General features: G+C 68.0%; 18 protein-coding genes, 2 tRNA genes and 2 pseudogenes. 15 read left to right on the top strand and 7 right to left on the bottom strand.

All coding sequences use genetic code 11. From position 1 onward, the window contains the following. Positions 1-151 precede the first annotated feature (151 nt). Positions 152-655, top strand: coding sequence for a protein-tyrosine phosphatase family protein (locus V1227_RS28155; protein WP_329788406.1), 504 nt, complete (start codon positions 152-154; stop codon positions 653-655). Positions 656-789: 134 nt separating this feature from the next. On the opposite strand, the gene V1227_RS28150 is transcribed toward V1227_RS28155, so the two are convergent. The 5 genes from V1227_RS28150 to rpmH all read right to left on the bottom strand — a co-directional run bounded on the left by V1227_RS28150 (position 790) and on the right by rpmH (position 3,198). After that, positions 790-1,359 (bottom strand): Jag family protein, encoded by a 570-nt coding sequence (locus V1227_RS28150; RefSeq protein WP_236217173.1) that lies wholly within the window; start codon positions 1,357-1,359, stop codon positions 790-792. Between the two features lie 30 nt (positions 1,360-1,389). Next, positions 1,390-2,427: a membrane protein insertase YidC gene (yidC, locus tag V1227_RS28145; RefSeq protein WP_329788405.1), complete on the bottom strand. Its 1,038-nt coding sequence runs from the start codon at positions 2,425-2,427 to the stop codon at positions 1,390-1,392. Between the two features lie 5 nt (positions 2,428-2,432). Then, positions 2,433-2,690: a membrane protein insertion efficiency factor YidD gene (gene yidD, locus V1227_RS28140; RefSeq protein ID WP_030480223.1), complete on the bottom strand. Its 258-nt coding sequence runs from the start codon at positions 2,688-2,690 to the stop codon at positions 2,433-2,435. Continuing rightward, entirely contained in the window at positions 2,687-2,980 is a 294-nt protein-coding gene (gene rnpA, locus V1227_RS28135; RefSeq protein WP_442916550.1) for a ribonuclease P protein component, read from the bottom strand. Before rnpA ends, yidD begins: the two co-directional genes overlap by 4 nt. 74 nt (positions 2,981-3,054) lie before the next feature. Next, positions 3,055-3,198 (bottom strand): 50S ribosomal protein L34, encoded by a 144-nt coding sequence (rpmH, locus tag V1227_RS28130; RefSeq protein WP_030465619.1) that lies wholly within the window; start codon positions 3,196-3,198, stop codon positions 3,055-3,057. Between the two features lie 347 nt (positions 3,199-3,545). Between rpmH and dnaA the strand changes: the two genes are divergently transcribed. From dnaA to V1227_RS28075, 11 genes and pseudogenes are all read left to right on the top strand, one after another. Continuing rightward, a complete protein-coding gene (gene dnaA, locus V1227_RS28125; RefSeq protein WP_329788403.1) occupies positions 3,546-5,153 on the top strand; it encodes a chromosomal replication initiator protein DnaA in 1,608 nt (535 codons plus the stop codon). A 784-nt stretch (positions 5,154-5,937) separates the two neighbouring features. Then, a complete protein-coding gene (dnaN, locus tag V1227_RS28120) occupies positions 5,938-7,062 on the top strand; it encodes a DNA polymerase III subunit beta (protein WP_329788402.1) in 1,125 nt (374 codons plus the stop codon). Between the two features lie 43 nt (positions 7,063-7,105). After that, entirely contained in the window at positions 7,106-8,020 is a 915-nt protein-coding gene (gene gnd / locus V1227_RS28115; RefSeq protein ID WP_329788401.1) for a phosphogluconate dehydrogenase (NAD(+)-dependent, decarboxylating), read from the top strand. Positions 8,021-8,023: 3 nt separating this feature from the next. After that, a pseudogene (gene recF / locus V1227_RS28110) lies at positions 8,024-9,129 on the top strand (DNA replication/repair protein RecF). A 154-nt stretch (positions 9,130-9,283) separates the two neighbouring features. Beyond that, on the top strand, positions 9,284-9,781 hold the full coding sequence (locus tag V1227_RS28105) for a DciA family protein (protein WP_329788400.1): 498 nt from the start codon (positions 9,284-9,286) through the stop codon (positions 9,779-9,781). 227 nt (positions 9,782-10,008) lie between these two features. Further along, positions 10,009-11,979: a DNA topoisomerase (ATP-hydrolyzing) subunit B gene (gene gyrB / locus V1227_RS28100; RefSeq protein WP_329788399.1), complete on the top strand. Its 1,971-nt coding sequence runs from the start codon at positions 10,009-10,011 to the stop codon at positions 11,977-11,979. A gap of 54 nt (positions 11,980-12,033) precedes the next feature. Beyond that, a complete protein-coding gene (gene gyrA, locus V1227_RS28095; protein ID WP_329788398.1) occupies positions 12,034-14,583 on the top strand; it encodes a DNA gyrase subunit A in 2,550 nt (849 codons plus the stop codon). A gap of 289 nt (positions 14,584-14,872) precedes the next feature. Continuing rightward, a complete protein-coding gene (locus V1227_RS28090; protein WP_329794130.1) occupies positions 14,873-15,544 on the top strand; it encodes a DUF3566 domain-containing protein in 672 nt (223 codons plus the stop codon). A 74-nt stretch (positions 15,545-15,618) separates the two neighbouring features. Beyond that, positions 15,619-15,692: transfer RNA gene (locus V1227_RS28085), tRNA-Ile, on the top strand. Between the two features lie 183 nt (positions 15,693-15,875). Beyond that, a pseudogene (locus V1227_RS28080) lies at positions 15,876-15,995 on the top strand (DLW-39 family protein); the annotation flags it as partial. A 45-nt stretch (positions 15,996-16,040) separates the two neighbouring features. Next, positions 16,041-16,113: transfer RNA gene (locus tag V1227_RS28075), tRNA-Ala, on the top strand. Positions 16,114-16,182: 69 nt separating this feature from the next. Here the strand turns inward: V1227_RS28075 and V1227_RS28070 are convergent. Further along, positions 16,183-16,578: a DoxX family protein gene (locus tag V1227_RS28070; protein WP_329788397.1), complete on the bottom strand. Its 396-nt coding sequence runs from the start codon at positions 16,576-16,578 to the stop codon at positions 16,183-16,185. 108 nt (positions 16,579-16,686) lie between these two features. Between V1227_RS28070 and V1227_RS28065 the strand changes: the two genes are divergently transcribed. Beyond that, the gene (locus V1227_RS28065; RefSeq protein ID WP_442916376.1) at positions 16,687-17,220 is read left to right on the top strand and encodes a DUF2020 domain-containing protein; all 534 of its coding nucleotides are present in this window, start codon (positions 16,687-16,689) and stop codon (positions 17,218-17,220) included. A 13-nt stretch (positions 17,221-17,233) separates the two neighbouring features. Here the strand turns inward: V1227_RS28065 and V1227_RS28060 are convergent, their stop codons facing one another. Further along, entirely contained in the window at positions 17,234-17,800 is a 567-nt protein-coding gene (locus V1227_RS28060; RefSeq protein WP_236217155.1) for a hypothetical protein, read from the bottom strand. Between the two features lie 94 nt (positions 17,801-17,894). Between V1227_RS28060 and V1227_RS28055 the strand changes: the two genes are divergently transcribed. Together V1227_RS28055 and V1227_RS28050 are read left to right on the top strand one after the other, a co-directional pair. Further along, positions 17,895-18,443: a peptidylprolyl isomerase gene (locus tag V1227_RS28055; RefSeq protein WP_090101867.1), complete on the top strand. Its 549-nt coding sequence runs from the start codon at positions 17,895-17,897 to the stop codon at positions 18,441-18,443. Then, positions 18,440-19,357: a rhomboid family intramembrane serine protease gene (locus V1227_RS28050; protein WP_329788395.1), complete on the top strand. Its 918-nt coding sequence runs from the start codon at positions 18,440-18,442 to the stop codon at positions 19,355-19,357. Before V1227_RS28055 ends, V1227_RS28050 begins: the two co-directional genes overlap by 4 nt. Position 19,358: the final 1 nt, after the last annotated feature.

Genomic DNA, 19,358 nt, shown 5'->3' with positions numbered 1-19,358 from the left:
CTCCGTCCGTGAACGTTTCACGTGAAACCACGCGGCGGCGGAGTTCCGGCGGCCGGTGGAAAAGCTGGCGAATGCCAGGGCACCATCATGACGGATCGACCGTGCGCTCCGCCAAATCCTGAGCGCCGTTTCACGTGAAACTTGGGGAAAGTTGCTTCCGAAGATCTACACGGTGGCGCGGCCGGGTCCGGGCGCCGTCTCGACGATGTCCCACCCGGCCGGCGGGACGCTCCTGGAGAGCAAGCTCCGCGGACTGCGACAGCTCGGCGTGGACGTTCTCGTGTCGGCCCAGACGGACGCCGAACGGGTTGAGTGCGATCTGGTGGACCAAGCGCGCACGGCTGCCGCAGTCGGCTTGGAGTTCGTGTGCTTCCCGATCGACGACATGACGGTGCCGGACGTGAGGTCGGCGGTCGAGGCGGTCCGCCCTCTGCACGCGCGGTACCGGAATGGGTCGCACGTGGTGTTCCACTGCTGGGCGGGGATCGGGCGGTCGTCGTTGCTGGCCGGGTTGCTGCTGGGGATGGACGGGGTGGAGCCGGGGGAGGCGTGGAGGTTGATCTCGGCGGCACGCGGCTTCCGGGTGCCGGACACGGGGGAGCAGGAGGAGTGGCTCGCCGGGTGGTGGGCGAGTCGGTTTCACGTGGAACAGTGAGTCGGGAGGTCGGGTCGAAGCGTTCACGGTCCAGCGACAGCGCCGCACCCGCTCAGCACGTCCTCGCTCCCGGAGACAGCGAACGGCCCCTGGCTCCAACCGGAACCAGGGGCCGTTCGTCGACCAGGAAGCCGCTACGGCTTGGGGAAGATGATGACCCGGCGCTGCGGCTCCTCACCCTCGCTCTCGCTGTGCACACCCGAGACGGCGGCGACGGCGTCGTGCACGACCTTGCGCTCGAACGGGGTCATCGGGTGCAGGCGAGCACGCTCACCCGAAGCCGCGACCTTCTCCGCGGTGGAGCGGCCCAGCTCGGCCAGTTCGGCGCGACGGCCGGCACGCCACTGGGCGATGTCCAGCATCAGGCGGGAGCGGACGCCCGTCTCCTGCTGGACGGCCAGGCGGGTCAGCTCCTGCAGCGACTCGAGGACGTTGCCCCGGGGGCCCACCAGCTTGGCGAGGTCCTCGCCGCCGTCGATGCTCACGATGGCCCGGCCGCTTTCGACGTCCAGGTCGATGTCACCGTCGTAGTCGAGCAGGTCCAGCAGGCGCTCGAGGTAGTCGCCCGCGATGTCGCCTTCCTGGACGAGCAGGTCCTCGGTCTTGCTCTGCGACTGCGGCTGGGCCGCGGTGTCGGCCTCAGTCGTGGCCTCGGCCGACGACGACGCCTCCACGTCGTCGGTCGCCTGCAAGGTCTCCGACACGATGTCTCCTCTCCGGGGCAACGCCCGAAATCAGCGGCGCTTCTTGCTGCCCGGCTTCTTGCTGGTGGATCGGCCTGGGGTCAGGCCGGGAATCTCGGTGTTGGCACTGCCGTTCGTGGCGTCCGAGGCGGGCTTGGCAGCGGGCTGCGCGCCACCGGGGCCGGCGGTCGGCATGCGCTTGGCGCCGTTCGCGGGCTTGGCTCCCGGAGCCGGCTTCTTCGGGTTGACCGGCTTCACGCCCGGCTTCGGGGCGAGGGCCTGGCGGGTCTCGACGACCGCGGCCTTCTTCTGCTCTTCCTCGGCGTCGATGCGCTTGTAGACGAAGTGTTGCTGGCCGAGAGTCCACGCGTTGTTGGACAGCCAGTACAGCAGGATCGCGACGGGGAAGAAGAAGCCACCGACGAGGACACCCACCGGGAAGATCCAGAGCGTCAGCTTGTTCATGATGGCCGTCTGCGGGTTGTCCAGCGCGGCCTGGTTCTGACGGGCGACCGAGTGGCGGGCCGTGAAGTGGGTCGCGATGGACGCCACGATCATCAGCGGCACCGACACGAGGATGACGTTCAGGCGCTCGGTGCCGAACTGCGCGAGCTGGTCGGACGGCATCGTGATGAACGTCGAGAGGTTCGTGCCGAAGAGCTTGGCGTTGACGAACGAGTCGACGCCCTGCTTGTCGAAGAAGTAGACCTCGCCCCAGCCGGGCCTGAACGAGCGCAGCACGTGGAACAGACCGATGAACACCGGGATCTGCACCAGCATCGGCAGGCAGCCGCCGAGCGGGTTGACGCCGTGCTCGGACTGCAGCTTCTGCATCTCCTGCGCCTGGCGCTGGCGGTCGTTCGGGTACTTCTTCTTGATCTTCTGAATCTCCGGGGCGAACTCCTGCATCCGCCGCATGGAGCGCACCTGGCCGACGAACGGCTTGAAGAGGATGGCGCGGAGGGTGAAGACCAGGAAGATCACGGCCAGCGCCCAGGCGAACCCGCTCGCCTCACCGAAGACCTTGCCGAACACCCAGTGCCAACACCACAAGATGAAGGACACCGGGTAGTAGATGAAGTTGAGCACGGGAGCTACTCCTCGGTGGATACGTCGGGGACCTGCCGCCTCGGCGGAACGGGGTCCAGGCCTCCAGGGTGCCAGGGTCCGCAGCGCAGCAACCGGCGGATGGTCAGCCAGGTTCCTCGCAGTGCGCCGTGGACTGTCAGGGCTTCCACCGCGTACGCGCTGCAACTCGGGTAGAAGCGGCAGGTCGGTGGCAGCAGCGGCGAGATGAACTTCCGGTAGAAGTGCACCGGCAGCAACGCCACCTTCGCGGGCAACGTGGTCATCGCAGCACCTTGCGCAGGGCAGAAGTGAAATCGGCGGCGAGTTCCGAACTCGACGCCTCGGCTGCTGGGGCCAACGCCCTGACCACGACGAGAGTTCCCGGCGGCATCTCCGCCAGCACGAGACGCACCACGTGGCGCAGGCGTCGATAGACACGGTGGCGCACCACCGAGTTGCCAACTGCCTTGCTCACGACGAAGCCCACCTTGGACGAATCCAAGGTGGGCACGTCGGGCTTCAAGACGTGGACGACCAACCGGGGTCGTCCGGCGCGGCGGCCTCGGCGGACCACCAGGCCGAAGTCCTGGCTGCGGGTGAGCCGGGCGGCCGGTGGGAGCACGACGACGCTGCGCTTACCAGCCGCTGTCAGGCGGACAGAGTGGCACGGCCCTTGCTGCGGCGCGCGGCCAGAATGGCGCGGCCGGCGCGGGTCCGCATGCGCAGCCGGAAGCCGTGCGTCTTCGCGCGGCGGCGGTTGTTGGGCTGGAAGGTGCGCTTACCCTTGCTCACGGTCGGTCTCCCGGTGCTTCACTGCTGACAAAGCCTTGTGGTTGTCCCCGATGGCAGTGGACGTAGGCGCGCGAAAGGCGCCCGTCGCAAGCGGGAGACTCGTACGAGGGTACGCATGCCCGGGTGCGGCCACCAAATCGGGGTGGGCGACGCCACGTCTTGTGAGGCGTGCCGGGCCTTGTTACCGTTCGTCCTTCGCGCGTGCCGGGCCGGCGTGGGAGCCGCCGACGAACCGGCACCACAACGCACCTTTTAGTGCACAGTTGTGGATAACTCTGTGGATACCTCTATTCTCCGTGTCCACATGTGGAGTCTTGGGCTCCGGCGGAGGGGAGGGGAGCGCGGAGGTGTCGAACCAGCAGGTCGATCTTGGTCTCGTGTGGGCCGAGGTGGTGCAGGAACTCGCCACGAGCCACCTGTCCCCCCAGCAACGCGCGTGGATGAGGGTCACCCGTCCGATCGGTTTGCTGGACGGAACGGCACTGCTCGCGGCTCCCAGCGACTTCGCGAAGGAGGCGATCGAGCGCGCGCTGCGCGACCCGATCACCGCCGCGCTGTCCCGCAGGCTCGGCCGCTCGGTCTCGCTCGCGGTGAAGGTCGACTCGCCGGAACCGGTGAGCCCCGTCGTGAGCCCGCCGACCACCCCGATCCCCGTCCACGCGCTCCAGGCGGCCCAGGTCGCCCAGCCCGTGGCACCGGTCGGCCCGTCGCTCCCCGGCGGCGACACGCCCGGCCCCGTGATCATGGACGACGGTGCCACCGCCGACGGCCCTGAAGAAGAGGTGGACGAGGCCGGCGACGCGCTCGCCGCCGTCACCGAGATCTGGCCGACCTTCAACACCGCGAACACGGCGGCCGCCACGACGCCCAACGCGAACCTCCCGTACACGCGGCCCGCGAACCCGTCGCCGTCGCAGACGCGCCTGAACGAGAAGTACAACTTCGACACGTTCGTCATCGGCGCCTCGAACCGGTTCGCGCACGCCGCGGCCGTCGCGGTGGCCGAAGCGCCGGCCCGTGCGTACAACCCGCTCTTCATCTGGGGTGAGAGCGGCCTCGGCAAGACCCACCTGCTGCACGCCGTCGGGCACTACGCCCAGCGGCTGTTCCCCGGCATGCGCGTGCGGTACGTGTCGACCGAGGAGTTCACCAACGACTTCATCAACTCGCTGCGCGACGACCGCAAGGTCGCCTTCCAGCGCCGCTACCGGGACATCGACGTGCTGCTCGTCGACGACATCCAGTTCCTGGAGGGCAAGGAAGGCACGCAGGAGGAGTTCTTCCACACGTTCAACACGCTCCACAACACGAACAAGCAGATCGTGGTGTCGAGCGACCGGCCGCCCAAGCGGCTGGAGACGCTGGAGGACCGCCTGCGCACGCGGTTCGAGTGGGGCCTGATCACGGACATCCAGCCGCCCGAGCTGGAGACCCGCATCGCCATCCTCCGCAAGAAGGCGGCGCAGGACCGGCTCGCGGCCCCGGCCGACGTGCTGGAGTTCATCGCCTCCCGGATAGAGCGGAACATCCGCGAGCTCGAGGGCGCGCTCATCCGCGTCACGGCGTTCGCGTCGCTCAACCGCCAGCCGGTCGACATCCAGCTCGCCGAGATCGTCCTGCGCGACCTGATCCCGGACTCGCACGCGCCGGAGATCACCGCGCCGACGATCATGGCGGTCACCGCCGAGTTCTTCGGCGTCTCGATCGACGACCTGTGCGGCCCCGGCAAGACGAAGGCCCTCGCCCAGGCGCGGCAGATCTCCATGTACCTGTGCCGCGAGCTGACGGACCTGTCGCTGCCGAAGATCGGCCAGACGTTCGGCGGCCGCGACCACACGACGGTCATGCACGCGGACAAGAAGATCCGCAAGGAGATGGCCGAGCGCCGGCGGATCTACGACCAGGTCCAGGAGCTCACGTCGCGGATCAAGCAGCGCGCCCGCCACGCTCCCTGACCCACCCGGGTGGCAGCCAAGGGGTCCTCCACGACGGAGGGCCCCTTTTTCGTGTCCGCGCGACGGTCCACCGACCGGCGCTCGGCGGACCGGTCCGACCGCGGACGGCACCGGCCCGGCGCGACCGCGAGCACCCGGGGACGCGGACGTGACCCGGCGGCGAGCACCCGGGGACGAACTACGCGAAGCGATGGGGATGCATACGTACGTGCGGCCCCAACCACCACCACGCGCGACGCACGTACCCAGGTAGACGAGGGGTCCGCGGCCGCCCGGCGGGGCTTTCTGTTCACCCCCGGCACTCGAAGGGGTGGGGACAACTGGAAAAACTTGAGACGCGGGCCACGATCCGGCCACGAAAGCCTGTTGAACACCCGGGTACAACTGGCCCGCACCCGGGGACGCACCCGGGGACAACTGTGGACGATCTGTGGATCGCGACCTGTGCACAACTGGCTGTCCCCGGGTGTGCCGATCTGTCCCCGGGTGCCATCCCCCCTTAGTCCACATGGTGGGTGACACCTTGACCTGCGCGTTCAACACCAGTCCACACAATCCACAGCCCTTACTGTTACTGCTGTTGGTTCTCTTCTAGGAAGATCTTCAAAAGCAAAACAGCGTGGACAGCTCCCGGGGATCGGTGCCCGAACCCCGAAGTGACGGGAGGGGCCGGGACGCTCTAACGTGGTTGCTCCGCACCTCGGGTTGCCGAGGCGAGGCTCCCTGACCCCCACTGGCACGTTGTCGTGGATGGGCTTGTCGACTGTCGAGGAAAGGACGCCTCATGAAGATCCGCGTCGAACGCGACGGCCTGGCCGACGCTGTCGCCTGGGTCGCTCGCAGCCTTCCGTCCCGTCCACCGGTCCCCGTGCTGGGCGGCGTGCTGCTCGACGCGGAGTCGGACGACTCGCTGACGGTCTCCGGGTTCGACTACGAGGTCTCCGCCCAGGTCGGCGTCCCGGCCACGATCGCCGACGGCGGCCGCGCCCTGGTCTCCGGGCGTCTGCTCGCCGACATCACCAAGGCGCTGCCCAACCACCCCGTCGAGATCTCGGTCGACGGCTCCCGGATGATGATCAGCTGTGGCAGCGCCCGGTTCAGCCTCCCGACGATGCCGGTCGAGGACTACCCGGCCCTGCCGTCCATGCCGCAGCTGATCGGTGAGCTCCCCGGCGAGATCTTCGGCGAGGCCGTGAGCCAGGTCGCCGTCGCGGCCGGCAAGGACGACACGCTCCCGATGCTGACCGGCGTCCGCGTCGAGATCGGCGAGGGCAAGCTGACGCTCGTCGCCACCGACCGCTTCCGCCTCGCGATGCGCGAGTTCCCGTGGGAGCCCGACGCGTCCCTGGGCGACGTCGCGGTGCTCGTCCCGGCCCGCACGCTCGGCGACGCGGCCAAGACGCTCGGCTCGTCCGGCAGCAAGGTCGAGATGTCGCTCGCGGCGAACGACGGGCTGCTCGGCCTGTCCGGCTCCGGCAAGCGCACCACCACGCGCCTGCTCGACGCCGACTTCCCGAAGTACCGCCAGCTGCTCCCGTCCGAGCACTCGGCCGCGGCGATCATCGACATCGACGCGCTGCAGCAGGCGATCAAGCGCGTGTCGCTCGTCGCCGAGCGCGGCACCCAGGTCCGCCTCGAGTTCGTGGACGGCGGCCTGCGCCTGTCCGCCGGTGGCGACGACGAGGGTTCGGCCGAGGAAGAGCTCCCGGTCGAGTACACGGGCGACGCGGTCACCATCGCGTTCAACCCGGGCTACCTGCTCGACGGACTCGGTGCCGTCCGCACGCAGAAAGTCCACTTGTCCTTCACCACACCGAGCCGACCGGCGCTGCTCAAGCCGGTGGACGAGGATGGGAACGTGGCGCCGGGCTACCTGTACCTGCTGATGCCCGTTCGCCTTCCCGGCTGAGAAAACCCTTACCGGGTACCAGAAGAACGTAGGGGAGAACACCGTGCAGCTCGGACTCGTCGGCCTCGGCAAGATGGGTTTCAACATGCGCGAGCGGGTGCGCCGGGCCGGTCACGAGGTGATCGGCTACGACCGCAACCCGGAGGTCAGCGACTCGGAGTCGTTGGCGGACATGGTGGCCAAGCTCGAAGCGCCGCGCGTGGTGTGGGTGATGGTGCCGGCGGGCGACATCACCAGGAACACGGTGAAGGAGCTGTCCGAGCTCCTGTCGCCCGGTGACCTCGTCATCGACGGCGGCAACTCCAAGTTCACCGACGACCGCGTCCACGCGGACCTGTTGGCGGAGAAGGAGATCGGCTACGTCGACGCCGGTGTGTCCGGTGGCGTGTGGGGTCTCGAGAACGGCTACGCGCTGATGGTGGGTGGCGACGCCGCCCACGTCGAGCAGGCGATGCCGATCTTCGACGCGCTGCGTCCGGAGGGTCCGCGCGAGGAAGGCTTCGCGCACGCGGGCAAGGTCGGCGCCGGCCACTACTCGAAGATGGTGCACAACGGCATCGAGTACGGCCTGATGCAGGCGTACGCCGAGGGCTTCGAGCTGCTCGACAAGACCGACGTCGTCGACAACGTGCCCGCGGTGATCTCGGCCTGGCAGCGCGGAACCGTCGTGCGGTCGTGGCTGCTCGACCTGCTGGTGCGCGCGCTCGAGTCCGACCCGGAGCTCGACGACCTGCGCGGGTACGTCGAGGACTCCGGCGAGGGTCGCTGGACCGTCGAGGAGGGCATCAACAACGCGGTGCCGCTGCCGGTGATCTCCGCCGCGCTCTTCGCCCGGTTCACCTCCCGGCAGGAGGACTCGCCGGCGATGCGCGCGGTCGCCGCGCTGCGCAACCAGTTCGGCGGTCACTCGGTGCACCTCGCCGGTCCGTCGTCCGGCGGCGGCAGCACCCAGGGCTAGCGAGTGCACGTCAGACATCTCCAGGTCAGCGACTTCCGGTCGTGGAAGCTCGCCGACCTGGAGCTCGCCCCGGCGCCTCGGTGCTGGTCGGGCGCAACGGCCAGGGCAAGACCAACCTGGTCGAGGCGATCGGGTACGTGGCGACGCTCGGTTCCCACCGGGTGGCGAGCGACGCCCCGCTGATCCGGCACGGCGCCCAGCGCGCCGTGGTGCGGGCGGCCGTGGTCAACGACGACCGCGAGCTGCTCGTCGAACTCGAGATCACGGCGGGCAAGGCGAACCGGGCGCGGATCAACCGCGGTCCGGTGCCGCGTCCGCGTGACGTGCTGGGGATTCTGCGCACCGTGCTGTTCGCACCGGAAGACCTCTCCCTCGTGAAGGGCGATCCGAGCGATCGGCGGAGGTTCCTCGACGAGATGCTCGTGCTGCGCGCACCGCGCTATGCCGGTGTTCGCAGCGACTACGACCGTGTCCTGAAGCAGCGCAGCGCGTTGTTGAAGACGGTGAAGCACTCCCGGTCGGCGGACCTGTCCACGCTCGACGTGTGGGACGGGCACCTCGCCCAGCACGGCGCGGAGCTCCTGGCCGCGCGGTTGAAGCTGGTCCGCGACATGGCGGACCACGTGACCTCGGCGTACGCGGAGGTCGCCCCGGAGTCGCGTCCGGCGCTCATCTCGTACCGGTCGAGCGTCGGCGACCTGCCGGAGGACAGGGAGAGCATCGAGGACCTCCTGCTGGCCGAGCTCGACCGGGTGCGGCGGCAGGAGATCGAACGCGGCGTCTGCCTCGTCGGTCCCCACCGGGACGACCTGGACCTGACGCTCGGGGAACTGCCGGCGAAGGGCTACGCCAGTCACGGGGAGTCGTGGTCGTTCGCCCTCGCGCTGCGGCTGGGCGGCTACGAGCTGATGCGTGTCGACGGCATCGAACCGGTGCTCGTGCTGGACGATGTCTTCGCGGAGCTCGACCGGGGCCGCCGCCAGCAGCTGGCGAAGGTCGCGGCCGCCGCCGAGCAGGTGCTGATCACCGCGGCGGTGGCGGAGGACGTCCCGGACGAGCTGAGCGGCGCCCGTTACGAGGTGCACGGCGGGGAGGTGCGGCGTGTCTGACTCGAAGGCCGACTCCGGGGGTTCTCAGCCCCCACATGTAGCTCGATCGGGTGTGTCCGCCCACACATCTGGGGACAAGTCTGTGGATGGTGTGGATAACTCCGTCACAAATCCGGACTTGTCCACAGGTTCATTCACACCTGAGGGTGAGCCTTTGCGGGGTTCTGACCTCGCGCGCGCCGCTCTGGAGGCGGCGAAGGCCAGCGCCAAGGCCCGCGGACGGGTGCCCGGGAGCAAGTCGAAGGGCCGTCCGGTCCACCGCAGCCGGCGGCGCTGGTCGGGTCCCGGACCGGACGACCGCGACCCCCAGCCGCTCGGGCGGATCGCGTCGAGGCTCGCCGCCGACCGGGGCTGGGTCGAGCAGCTCCAGGGTGGCCAGGTCTTCGGTCGTTGGGCAAAATTGGTGGGAGAGGACGTCGCCGAGCACGCGAAACCGATCGCGCTCAGTGACGGGGAACTGACGGTCCAGGCGTCGTCGACGGCATGGGCCACCCAGCTGCGCCTGCTGCAGCGCGACCTGCTCAAGCGGATCGCCGCGGGCGTCGGCAACGGCGTCGTGAAGAGGCTCAAGATCAAGGGCCCGGACGCCCCGAACTGGCGACACGGCCCCAGGCACGTTCCTGGGCGCGGTCCGCGTGACACCTACGGGTGAGGTCCCGTCCGGGGCTCAGCGGCCGTTCTGCGGCTCAATGAGCGTTCACCTGCGGATTTGAACCCCCGTTTCAGCCGTCCGGACCCGTCTCGTGCTTGTTGAGGCGCTCTGTGACCGGTTCAAAGGTGTCCTTGGGCCCTTTCTGTCGGGGTGTCCCGGTAGAATCACAGGGAGCGTCACCCATCACCGTGCGGCTCTGCCCGCATCAGCGAGGAGACTCCAGGCCCGTGTCAGCTAAGAAGAATGAGTACGGCGCGTCCTCGATCACCGTCCTCGAGGGTCTCGAGGCAGTGCGCAAGAGGCCGGGCATGTACATCGGCTCGACCGGCGAGCGCGGTCTGCACCACCTGGTCCAGGAGGTCGTGGACAACTCGGTCGACGAGGCCATGGCCGGCTACGCGACGACGGTCGACGTCACCCTGCTGGCCAACGGCGGCGTCCGGGTGATCGACGACGGTCGCGGCATCCCCATCGACGTCCACCCCGTCGAGGGCAGGCCCACCGTCGAGGTCGTGCTCACCGTGCTGCACGCGGGCGGCAAGTTCGACAGCGACTCCTACGCGGTGTCCGGCGGTCTGCACGGTGTCGGCATCTCCGTGGTGAACGCGCTGTCCACCGCCGTCGAGGTGGAGATCAAGCGCCAGGGGTACGTCTGGACCCAGCGCTACGAGAACTCGAAGCCCGCGCACGAGCTGCGTCAGGGCGAGCCGACCGACGAGACGGGCACGACCGTCACGTTCTGGGCGGACCCCGACATCTTCGAGACGACCGAGTACAACGTCGAGACGATCGCGCGCCGCCTGCAGGAGATGGCGTTCCTCAACAAGGGCATCACCATCGTCCTGCGCGACGAGCGGGTCTCGGAGGAGGACGAGGAAGCCGACGCCGAGGGCCACAAGGCCGCGGTGAAGGAACGCGTCTACCACTACCCGGGTGGCCTGGAGGACTTCGTCCGCCACATCAACCACACCCGCGAGGCCGTGCACCAGAAGGTCATCGGCTTCGAGGCGCAGGGCGAGGACCTGCAGGTCGAGGTCGCGATGCAGTGGAACACGGGCTACACGCCGTCGGTCTACACCTTCGCGAACACGATCAACACGCACGAGGGCGGCACCCACGAGGAAGGCTTCCGCGCCGCGCTGACCCGAGTGGTCAACGAGTACGCGCGCGAGAAGAAGGTCCTCAAGGAGAAGGACGCGAACCTCACCGGCGACGACATCCGCGAGGGCCTCGCGGCGATCATCTCGGTGAAGCTCAAGGAGCCCCAGTTCGAGGGCCAGACGAAGACCAAGCTGGGCAACAGCGAGGCCAAGTCGTTCGTGCAGAAGTCGACGAACGAGCACTTGGCCGACTGGTTCGAGCGCCACCCCAACGAGGCGAAGACGATCGTCACGAAGGCGGTCTCCTCGGCGCAGGCCCGCATCGCCGCCCGCAAGGCCCGCGAGCTGGTGCGCCGCAAGGGCGCCCTCGACATCGGCGGCCTGCCGGGCAAGCTGAAGGACTGCCGCTCGACCGAGCCGGAGCGCTGCGAGCTCTACATCGTCGAGGGCGACTCCGCCGGTGGCTCCGCCAAGGAGGGGCGCGACTCGATGTACCAGGCGATCCTGCCGATCCGCGGCAAGATCATCAACGTCGAGAAGGCGCGCATCGACCGCGTCCTCAAGAACACCGAGGTCCAGTCGCTGATCACGGCGCTGGGCACCGGCATCCACGACGAGTTCGACCTGTCGAAGCTGCGCTACCACAAGATCGTGCTGATGGCCGACGCCGACGTCGACGGCCAGCACATCCGCACCCTGCTGCTCACGCTGCTGTTCCGCTTCATGCAGCCGCTCATCGAGCACAACCACGTCTACCTCGCGCAGCCGCCGCTCTACAAGATCAAGTGGCAGCGTGCGGAGCCGGAGTACGTCTACTCCGACCGCGAGCGCGACGCCGTGATCAAGGCGGGCACGGAGGCCGGCAAGAAGCTCGGCAAGGAAGACAACATCCAGCGGTACAAGGGTCTCGGTGAGATGAACGCCGAGGAGCTGTGGGAGACCACGATGGACCCGGCCAACCGGATCCTGCGGCAGGTCACCATGGACGACGCGGCCACCGCCGACGAGCTGTTCAGCGTGCTCATGGGTGAGGACGTCGAGGCACGCCGTTCGTTCATCACCCGCAACGCCAAGAGCATCAAGTTCCTGGACATCTAGTCCGGTCTTGGTTTCTGGGCATCCTGGCGTTCCTGGCGAGAAGGAAAGAGAACAGTGACCGAGACGACTCTGCCCCCGGAGCACGACCGCATCGAGCCGGTCGAGATCCAGCAGGAGATGCAGAACTCGTACATCAACTACGCGATGTCCGTCATCGTGGGTCGTGCGCTGCCGGACGTGCGTGACGGGCTGAAGCCCGTGCACGTCCGCGTTCTGTACTCGATGTTCGACTCCGGCTTCCGTCCCGACCGCGGCTTCAACAAGTGCGCGCGCGTCGTCGGCGACGTGATGGGCAACTACCACCCGCACGGCGACTCGGCGATCTACGACGCGTTGGTGCGTCTCGCCCAGCCGTGGGCGCTGCGCTACCCGTTGATCCAGGGCCAGGGCAACTTCGGCTCGCCGGGCAACGACCCCGCCGCCGCCATGCGGTACACGGAGTGCCGGCTCTCCCCGCTGGCCATGCACATGCTGGCCGACATCGAGGAAGAGACCGTCGACTTCCGCGACAACTACGACGGCCGCATCCAGGAGCCGGTCGTCCTCCCGTCGCGCATCCCGAACCTGCTCATCAACGGCAGCTCGGGCATCGCGGTCGGCATGGCGACCAACATCCCGCCGCACAACCTCCGCGAGGTGGCGGAGGCGGTGGTGTGGGCGCTCGACAACCACGAGGCCTCCGACGAGGAGACCCTCGAGGCGATGATCGCCAGGATCAAGGGCCCGGACTTCCCGACGTACGGCCAGATCCTCGGCACGTCCGGCATCGAGGACGCGTACCGCACCGGCCGCGGCTCGGTCCGCATGCGCGCCGTCGTCGAGATGGACGAGGACGCCAAGGGCCGCACCATCCTGGTCGTCACCGAACTGCCCTACCAGGTCAACCCGGACAACCTCGTCGAGAACATCGCCGCCCTGGTGCGCGACGCGAAGCTCACCGGCATCGCGAACATCGCCGACGAGTCGAACCGCCGCATCGGCATGCGCATCGTGATCACGCTCAAGCGCGACGCGGTGGCCAAGGTCGTGCTGAACAACCTCTACAAGCACACCCAGCTGCAGTACTCGTTCGGCGTGAACATGCTGGCGCTGGTCGACGGCGTGCCGCGCACGCTGCGGATCGACCAGATGATCCGCCACTACGTGAAGCACCAGATCGAGGTCATCCAGCGGCGGACCAGGTTCCGCCTGCGCAAGGCCGAAGAGCGCGCGCACATCTTGCGCGGCTTGGTGAAGGCGCTCGACCAGCTCGACGCCGTCATCGCGTTGATCCGCCGGTCCGAGACGCCGGACGTCGCGCGCACCGGCCTGATGGAGCTCCTCGAGGTCGACGAGATCCAGGCCAACGCGATCCTGGAGATGCAGCTCCGCCGCCTGGCCGCCCTCGAGCGCCAGAAGATCATCGACCAGCTGGCCGAGATCGAGCTGGAGATCGCGGACCTCAAGGACATCCTCGAGAAGCCGGAGCGGCAGCGCAAGATCGTCCGCGACGAGCTCACGGCGATCGTGGACAAGTTCGGTGACGACCGCCGCACGAAGATCATCCCGTTCGACGGCGACGTGTCCATGGAGGACCTGATCGCGGTCGAGGACGTGGTCGTCACGATCACGCGCACCGGCTACGCGAAGCGCACCAAGACCGACCTCTACCGGGCGCAGAAGCGCGGCGGCAAGGGAGTGCAGGGCGCGCAGCTCAAGCAGGACGACATCGTCGCGCACTTCTTCGTGTGCTCGACGCACGACTGGATCCTGTTCTTCACGAACAAGGGCCGTGTGTACCGCACGAAGGCATACGAGCTGCCCGAGGCGAACCGCAACGCCCGCGGCCAGCACGTCGCGAACCTCCTTGCGTTCCAGCCGGACGAGGAGATCGCACAGGTCATCCAGATCAAGAACTACGGTGTGTCGCCATACCTCGTGCTCGCCACCCGGAAGGGGCTGGTGAAGAAGTCAAAGCTCTCCGACTTCGATTCCAACCGATCGGGTGGACTTATCGGTATCAACCTCCGTGAGGACGACGAGCTGGTCGGAGCCGTGCTGTGCTCAGCTGATGACGACCTGCTCATGGTGTCCGCGGACGGCCAGTCGATCCGCTTCCACGCCACCGACGACGTCCTCCGCCCGATGGGGCGCGCGACATCGGGCGTGCAGGGCATGCGTTTCAACGCCGACGACGAGCTCCTTTCGGTCGGCGTCGTCCAAGAGGGTCTCTTCGTTTTGGTCGCGACCGACGGGGGGTACTCGAAGCGAACTCCGATCGAGGACTACCCGGTCCAAGGCCGGGGCGGCAAGGGTGTGCTGACCATTCAGCACGACCGCCGACGTGGCAGGCTGGTGGGCGCGCTGATCGTCGACGTCGACGACGAGCTCTACGCCATCACCTCGAGCGGTGGGGTCATCCGGACCCGCGCCGAGCAGGTGCGCAAGGCTGGACGGCAGACGAAGGGCGTGCGGCTGATGAACCTCGGTGAGAGCACCACTTTGATCGCGGTCGCACGCAACGCGGACGAGCCCAGCGACGTCGTTAATGACGAGACGTCTGCCGCGGAGGGCTCTGCCGCCGACGCCGACCAGGCAGCCACCCCCACCGACTCGGCTGAGTAGTCGGAACCGCTAGCGAGAGGTCAAGGACAAGCTCGTGACTCCACCCGAGAACCGCGAAGGTCGGGACGCGGACAAGACCGCGGTGATCACCAAGCCGACGCCCCAGGGTTCTGCTCAGAAGCAGGCGGAGAAGGCTGACTCGGCGGCGTCCGGTTCCTCGGGTGGAACCGCGCAGGACAAGACAAAGCCCGTGTCGGCGGAGAAGGTGACCGAGGCCAAGACGGCCGAGGGCGCCGCTCCCGCGCAGGAGAAGCCGACGGCCGAGGACGGGACGGTCTCGGCCGGCCCGGTGGCTCCCGCCGCGGACGAGCCGGTCGTCGTCTCGACCCCGCCGCCCTGGCAGCGGGTGACGAACGACACGGAAGCCACTCAGCACGACCCCGCCGAGACGCACGTCGCTCCGGGCGCACCACCGGTGCCGTCCTCCGAGCCGGCACCGGCGTTCCCGTCGACCGACCCGGACACGGTCAAGGTCCAGAAGCCCGTGGTCACGGGCTCGGCCGTGCCGGTGGGCCTGGGCAGCAGCCGCACGTCGGTGAACATGGGCACCGGCGGTGCCCGCCCCGCGGCGTCCACCCCGTCGGCCCGCCGCCCCGGCCGCGGCCCGCGTCGCGCCTCGCTGCAGGTGAAGCGCGTCGACCCGTGGTCGGTGCTCAAGCTCGCCTTGGTGCTCGGCGTCGCGCTGTTCTTCGTCTGGCTCGTGGCGGTCGGCGTGCTCTACGGCGTCCTGCACGGCATGGGCGTCTGGGACAAGATCAACAGCACCGCGAACGACCTGCTCCAGGCCAACGAGCCGGGGGAGCCGCTGATCAGCGCGGGCCGCGTGTTCGGCGTCTCGGCGATCATCGGCGCGGTGAACATCGTGCTGTTCACCGCCCTCGCGACCGTCGGCGCGTTCGTCTACAACGTGTCCGCGGACCTGGCCGGTGGCTTGGAGTTGACGCTCTCCGAGCGTGAATGACCCCCGATTTGGGAGCGGCGAGGACGATCCTGTAAGGTTCTCCTCGTCGCCCCGAGAGGGTGACAGTTGATCGAGGGCCTATAGCTCAGGCGGTTAGAGCGCTTCACTGATAATGAAGAGGTCGGAGGTTCAAGTCCTCCTAGGCCCACTCGATTCGGTGCCTTTATACGTCGACGGAAATCGTCGACCTCATCCCGAATCATCGTCTTGTTCTCTGAGGGCCAAGCCCCCAGACCCCCTGCCGGGGGCAAACCCCGGACCCCCATCATGATCGCTCGGGATCCTGTAGCGTAGTGGGGTCGTGCGCCAGCAGTCTTGGGAGGGATTCGAAGTGGCTAAGAAGATCATCGCACTCGTCGTGGTCGCCGGTGCGGTTCTGTTCTTCGTCAAGCGCAGCCGTTCGGCCAAGGCCGACGCGGACCTGTGGCGCGAGGCCACCGCTCCCACCGACTGATCTCGGTCTCGCTCTGACGGACGGCGTGCCGTCCTCAGACACGGGGACGTAGCTCAATTGGCAGAGCACCGCCTTTGCAAGGCGGGGGTTAGGGGTTCGATTCCCCTCGTCTCCACACGTTTTCACACTGAAGCCCTGTTCGCGCCGCAGCGAACAGGGCTTCAGTGCATTCACGGCTCAGGTGTCAGGCGTTCGCCAGCGACTTCCTCGACGACCTGGTGCGCAGCTGGTCGATGCTCCAAGCGCCGGCGCCCGTGAACACCAGCAGCAGGAACGCCCACGAGTAGATCGCCGCGAGCTCGCCGCCGTTCTGGATCGGCAGCAGGGCCTTCGGCTGGTGCACCACGAAGTAGGCGTAGGCCATGGCGCCGGAACTGATCAGCGCCGCCCAGCGCGTCCACAGTCCGATGAGGACCAGGCCACCGGCGATCAGCTCGATGAGCATGACCGGGCCACCGGGCCAGGACAGCAGCTCGGTTCCCTTCTGGACCTTCTGCACGCCGTGGAACACGAAGAGCAGACCGATGACGATGCGGAACAGCGCCAGGGCGTGCTCTCGTCGTGACTCCAGGAACTCCATGACGGGATCCTTCCGGGGCGCGGGATGAGGGGGCAGGGCACGAAAGGTATGGACCAATTACAGTGTCCCGCTCGAGGCGCTTCTGGCGTCTGGTTGACTGTTGCCCCTATGAAACGAGCACTGTTGCTGCCCCTGCTCGGCGCGCTCGCGGCGTGCGGCCCCGACGTCGCCCAGAACGTGCCGGCGCCGACGACCCAGACCCAGCAGGTCACCACCACGACCAGCGCGGCTCCGACAGTGCCGCCCGCGCCCCAGCCCGCGAGCGACGGCACCTGCCCGTACCTCGCGACCGCCTTCGTGGCGGAAGCGAACGGGCAGCGCGTACCGAAGGTGAAACTGTCAACGGACGAACCTCACCCAGCGTGCTTCTTCTACGCCACGGCAACCGAGGTCCAGTTGACCGTGCGCGTGTACGTGGGGGATGAGCGCGTTGCGAAGATGATCGTGAACGAGGCGGCGCCGGACGGTTCACAGCCCGCGAGTTCACCCACCGGCTGGGCCGGGGGATACGTGAACAACAACAGCGGCGTCGTCTACGCCGTGGCGAAGAGCGACGCCGCTGTGGTCGTCACGAGCAACCAGAAGCAGTCGATCAAGGCTCGCCGGATCGCGGAAGAGGCGATCAAAGGGCTGAAGCTCTGACTGCACCCTGGGGTTACTTGACGGGTTCCTTCTGGGCGGGCACCTGTCCGTTGAGAACCGGCTCCGCGTGCGGGACCTGGTCCTCCTCGTGCAGCTGCACCTCCTGCGGCCGGCGCGTCATCGCGACGTAGCCCGCCGCGGCCGCCGCGATCAGGAGACCCAGCACCCACGGCCAGCGGCGGCGCTTCGGTGCGTCGGCACCGAGCTGGGCCGCGGCCTTGCGGATCTCCTTGGCGCGCACCTTCGCGTCCTTGCGCGCCTGCTTCGCTGCCTTCTTCACTTCCTTGCGCACGACCTCGGCCCTGCTCATGAGGTCGGCGCGAGTCTGCGCGCTCTTCTTGGCGAGGCGCTTGCGAGAGCGACGCGTCTGCTTCTCCCAGTCCTCGGCCTTGCCCATGAGCGTGTCGGCCCGCTCCACGAGTGCGCCGCGAACGTGATCAGCCGTGATGCCGCGCTCGGCGAGCTTGACCTCAGCGGCGTGACCAGCGCGAACGACACCCTGACGCGCGGCCTTCAGACCGGTGCCGACAGCCTTGCCAACGTTCTCGCCGGCACGGGTCATGACGTCCACCTCGTCCATTCTGTGCTCCACACGTTGTCGTCCGGTGATGGCGTAGAGGTACCCCATCGTGCCCGTTTCTGAACATCGGCGCCTGTGATGGCACGATGGGGTGGTGGCTGACAGCAATGAATCCTTCGTCGGGACCAAGGTGACGGCGACCCTGCACACCACGCAGGGCGACATCCGCATCAACCTGTTCCCCGACCACGCCCCCAAGACGGTGGCGAACTTCGTCGGGCTCGCCGAGGGCACCAAGGACTACACCGAGGCGAACGCGAGCGGCACCAAGTCGGGTCCGTTCTACGACGGCACCCTGTTCCACCGCGTCATCGCGGGCTTCATGCTCCAGACCGGTGACCCCACGGGCACCGGCCGCGGCGGCCCCGGCTACCGCTTCGCGGACGAGTTCAACTCCGAACTGCAGTTCAACAAGCCGTACCTGCTCGCGATGGCGAACGCCGGGCCCAACACCAACGGCTCGCAGTTCTTCATCACCGTGGCGCCGACGACGTGGCTGAACTTCAAGCACACGATCTTCGGTGAGGTGGCCGACCAGCAGTCGCGCGACGTCGTCGACGCGATCGGCAACACGACGACCGGCGCGGGCGACCGTCCGGTCAACGACATCAAGATCGAGCGGATCACGATCGAACGCGCGTGAGCAACGCATCCGTGCCACCGGAGGGGCCGATCGGAGCGGAGCCGGAAACCCCGGTCTGCGCACGTCATTCCGATCGGCCCACCCGGCTGCGCTGCACCAGGTGCGACCGTCCGGCCTGCCCGGAGTGCCTGCGCGACGCCTCCGTCGGCATGCAGTGCGTCGACTGCGTGAACGAGGGCGCCCGTTCGGTCCGCCAGGCCCGCACGTCCGCGGGCGCGGTGGTCTCGACCGGCCGGCCGGTCATCACGCAGGTGATGATCGCGCTCAACGTCCTCGCGTACGTGGTCACGGTCGTCCAGTCCGGCAGCCCGATGAACAACTCCCGCTCGGAGCTGTTCACGGCGACGTCGATGATCCCGGAGGTGACCGCCAACGGTGAGTGGTGGCGCATCCTGACGTCGGGCTTCATGCACTTCGGCCTGATCCACCTCGCGCTCAACATGGCGGCGCTCTTCGTGGTGGGTCCCATCGTCGAGCAGGAGCTCGGCAAGCTGCGGTACAGCGCCGTGTACCTCCTGTCGCTGCTCGGCGGCAGTGCGGCGGCGTTCTACTTCGGCACCATCTGCCAGCAGCTCGCCGGTGCGTCCGGTGCGGTGTTCGGCCTGATGGGCGCGCTGCTGATCGTGTTCAAGCGCCAGAAGCGGGACATCTCGACGATCCTCGTCGTCGTCGGCATCAACCTGGTGTCGAACCTGTTCACCAACGCCTCGCTGCTCGGGCACCTCGGCGGGTTCGTCATCGGCGGCCTGCTGACGCTCGCGATGGTCAGGGCACCGCGGCAGAACCGCAACGCGTACCAGACCGGCGCCGTCGTGGCGGCCGTGGTGTTGCTCGGCGTGATGTTCGCGCTGCGCGCCACCGAACTCGACACGACCGCCGAAATCGTCCTCGAGTACGCCAGGACGTGCCGCTAGA

Source organism: Lentzea sp. DG1S-22 (assembly GCF_036321065.1).
Taxonomy (GTDB): domain Bacteria; phylum Actinomycetota; class Actinomycetes; order Mycobacteriales; family Pseudonocardiaceae; genus Lentzea; species Lentzea jiangxiensis.
The sequence above is the reverse complement of the archived record's forward strand: the minus strand, read 5'-3'. Positions and strand labels throughout refer to the sequence as shown.

Coding starts and splice junctions, on each gene's coding strand:
- V1227_RS28070 (WP_329788397.1), bottom strand. CDS start 16,578: ATGGAGTTCCTGGAGTCACGACGAGAGCACGCCCTGGCGCTGTTCCGC.
- V1227_RS28065 (WP_442916376.1), top strand. CDS start 16,687: ATGAAACGAGCACTGTTGCTGCCCCTGCTCGGCGCGCTCGCGGCGTGC.
- dnaN (WP_329788402.1), top strand. CDS start 5,938: ATGAAGATCCGCGTCGAACGCGACGGCCTGGCCGACGCTGTCGCCTGG.
- yidD (WP_030480223.1), bottom strand. CDS start 2,690: ATGACCACGTTGCCCGCGAAGGTGGCGTTGCTGCCGGTGCACTTCTAC.
- V1227_RS28060 (WP_236217155.1), bottom strand. CDS start 17,800: ATGGACGAGGTGGACGTCATGACCCGTGCCGGCGAGAACGTTGGCAAG.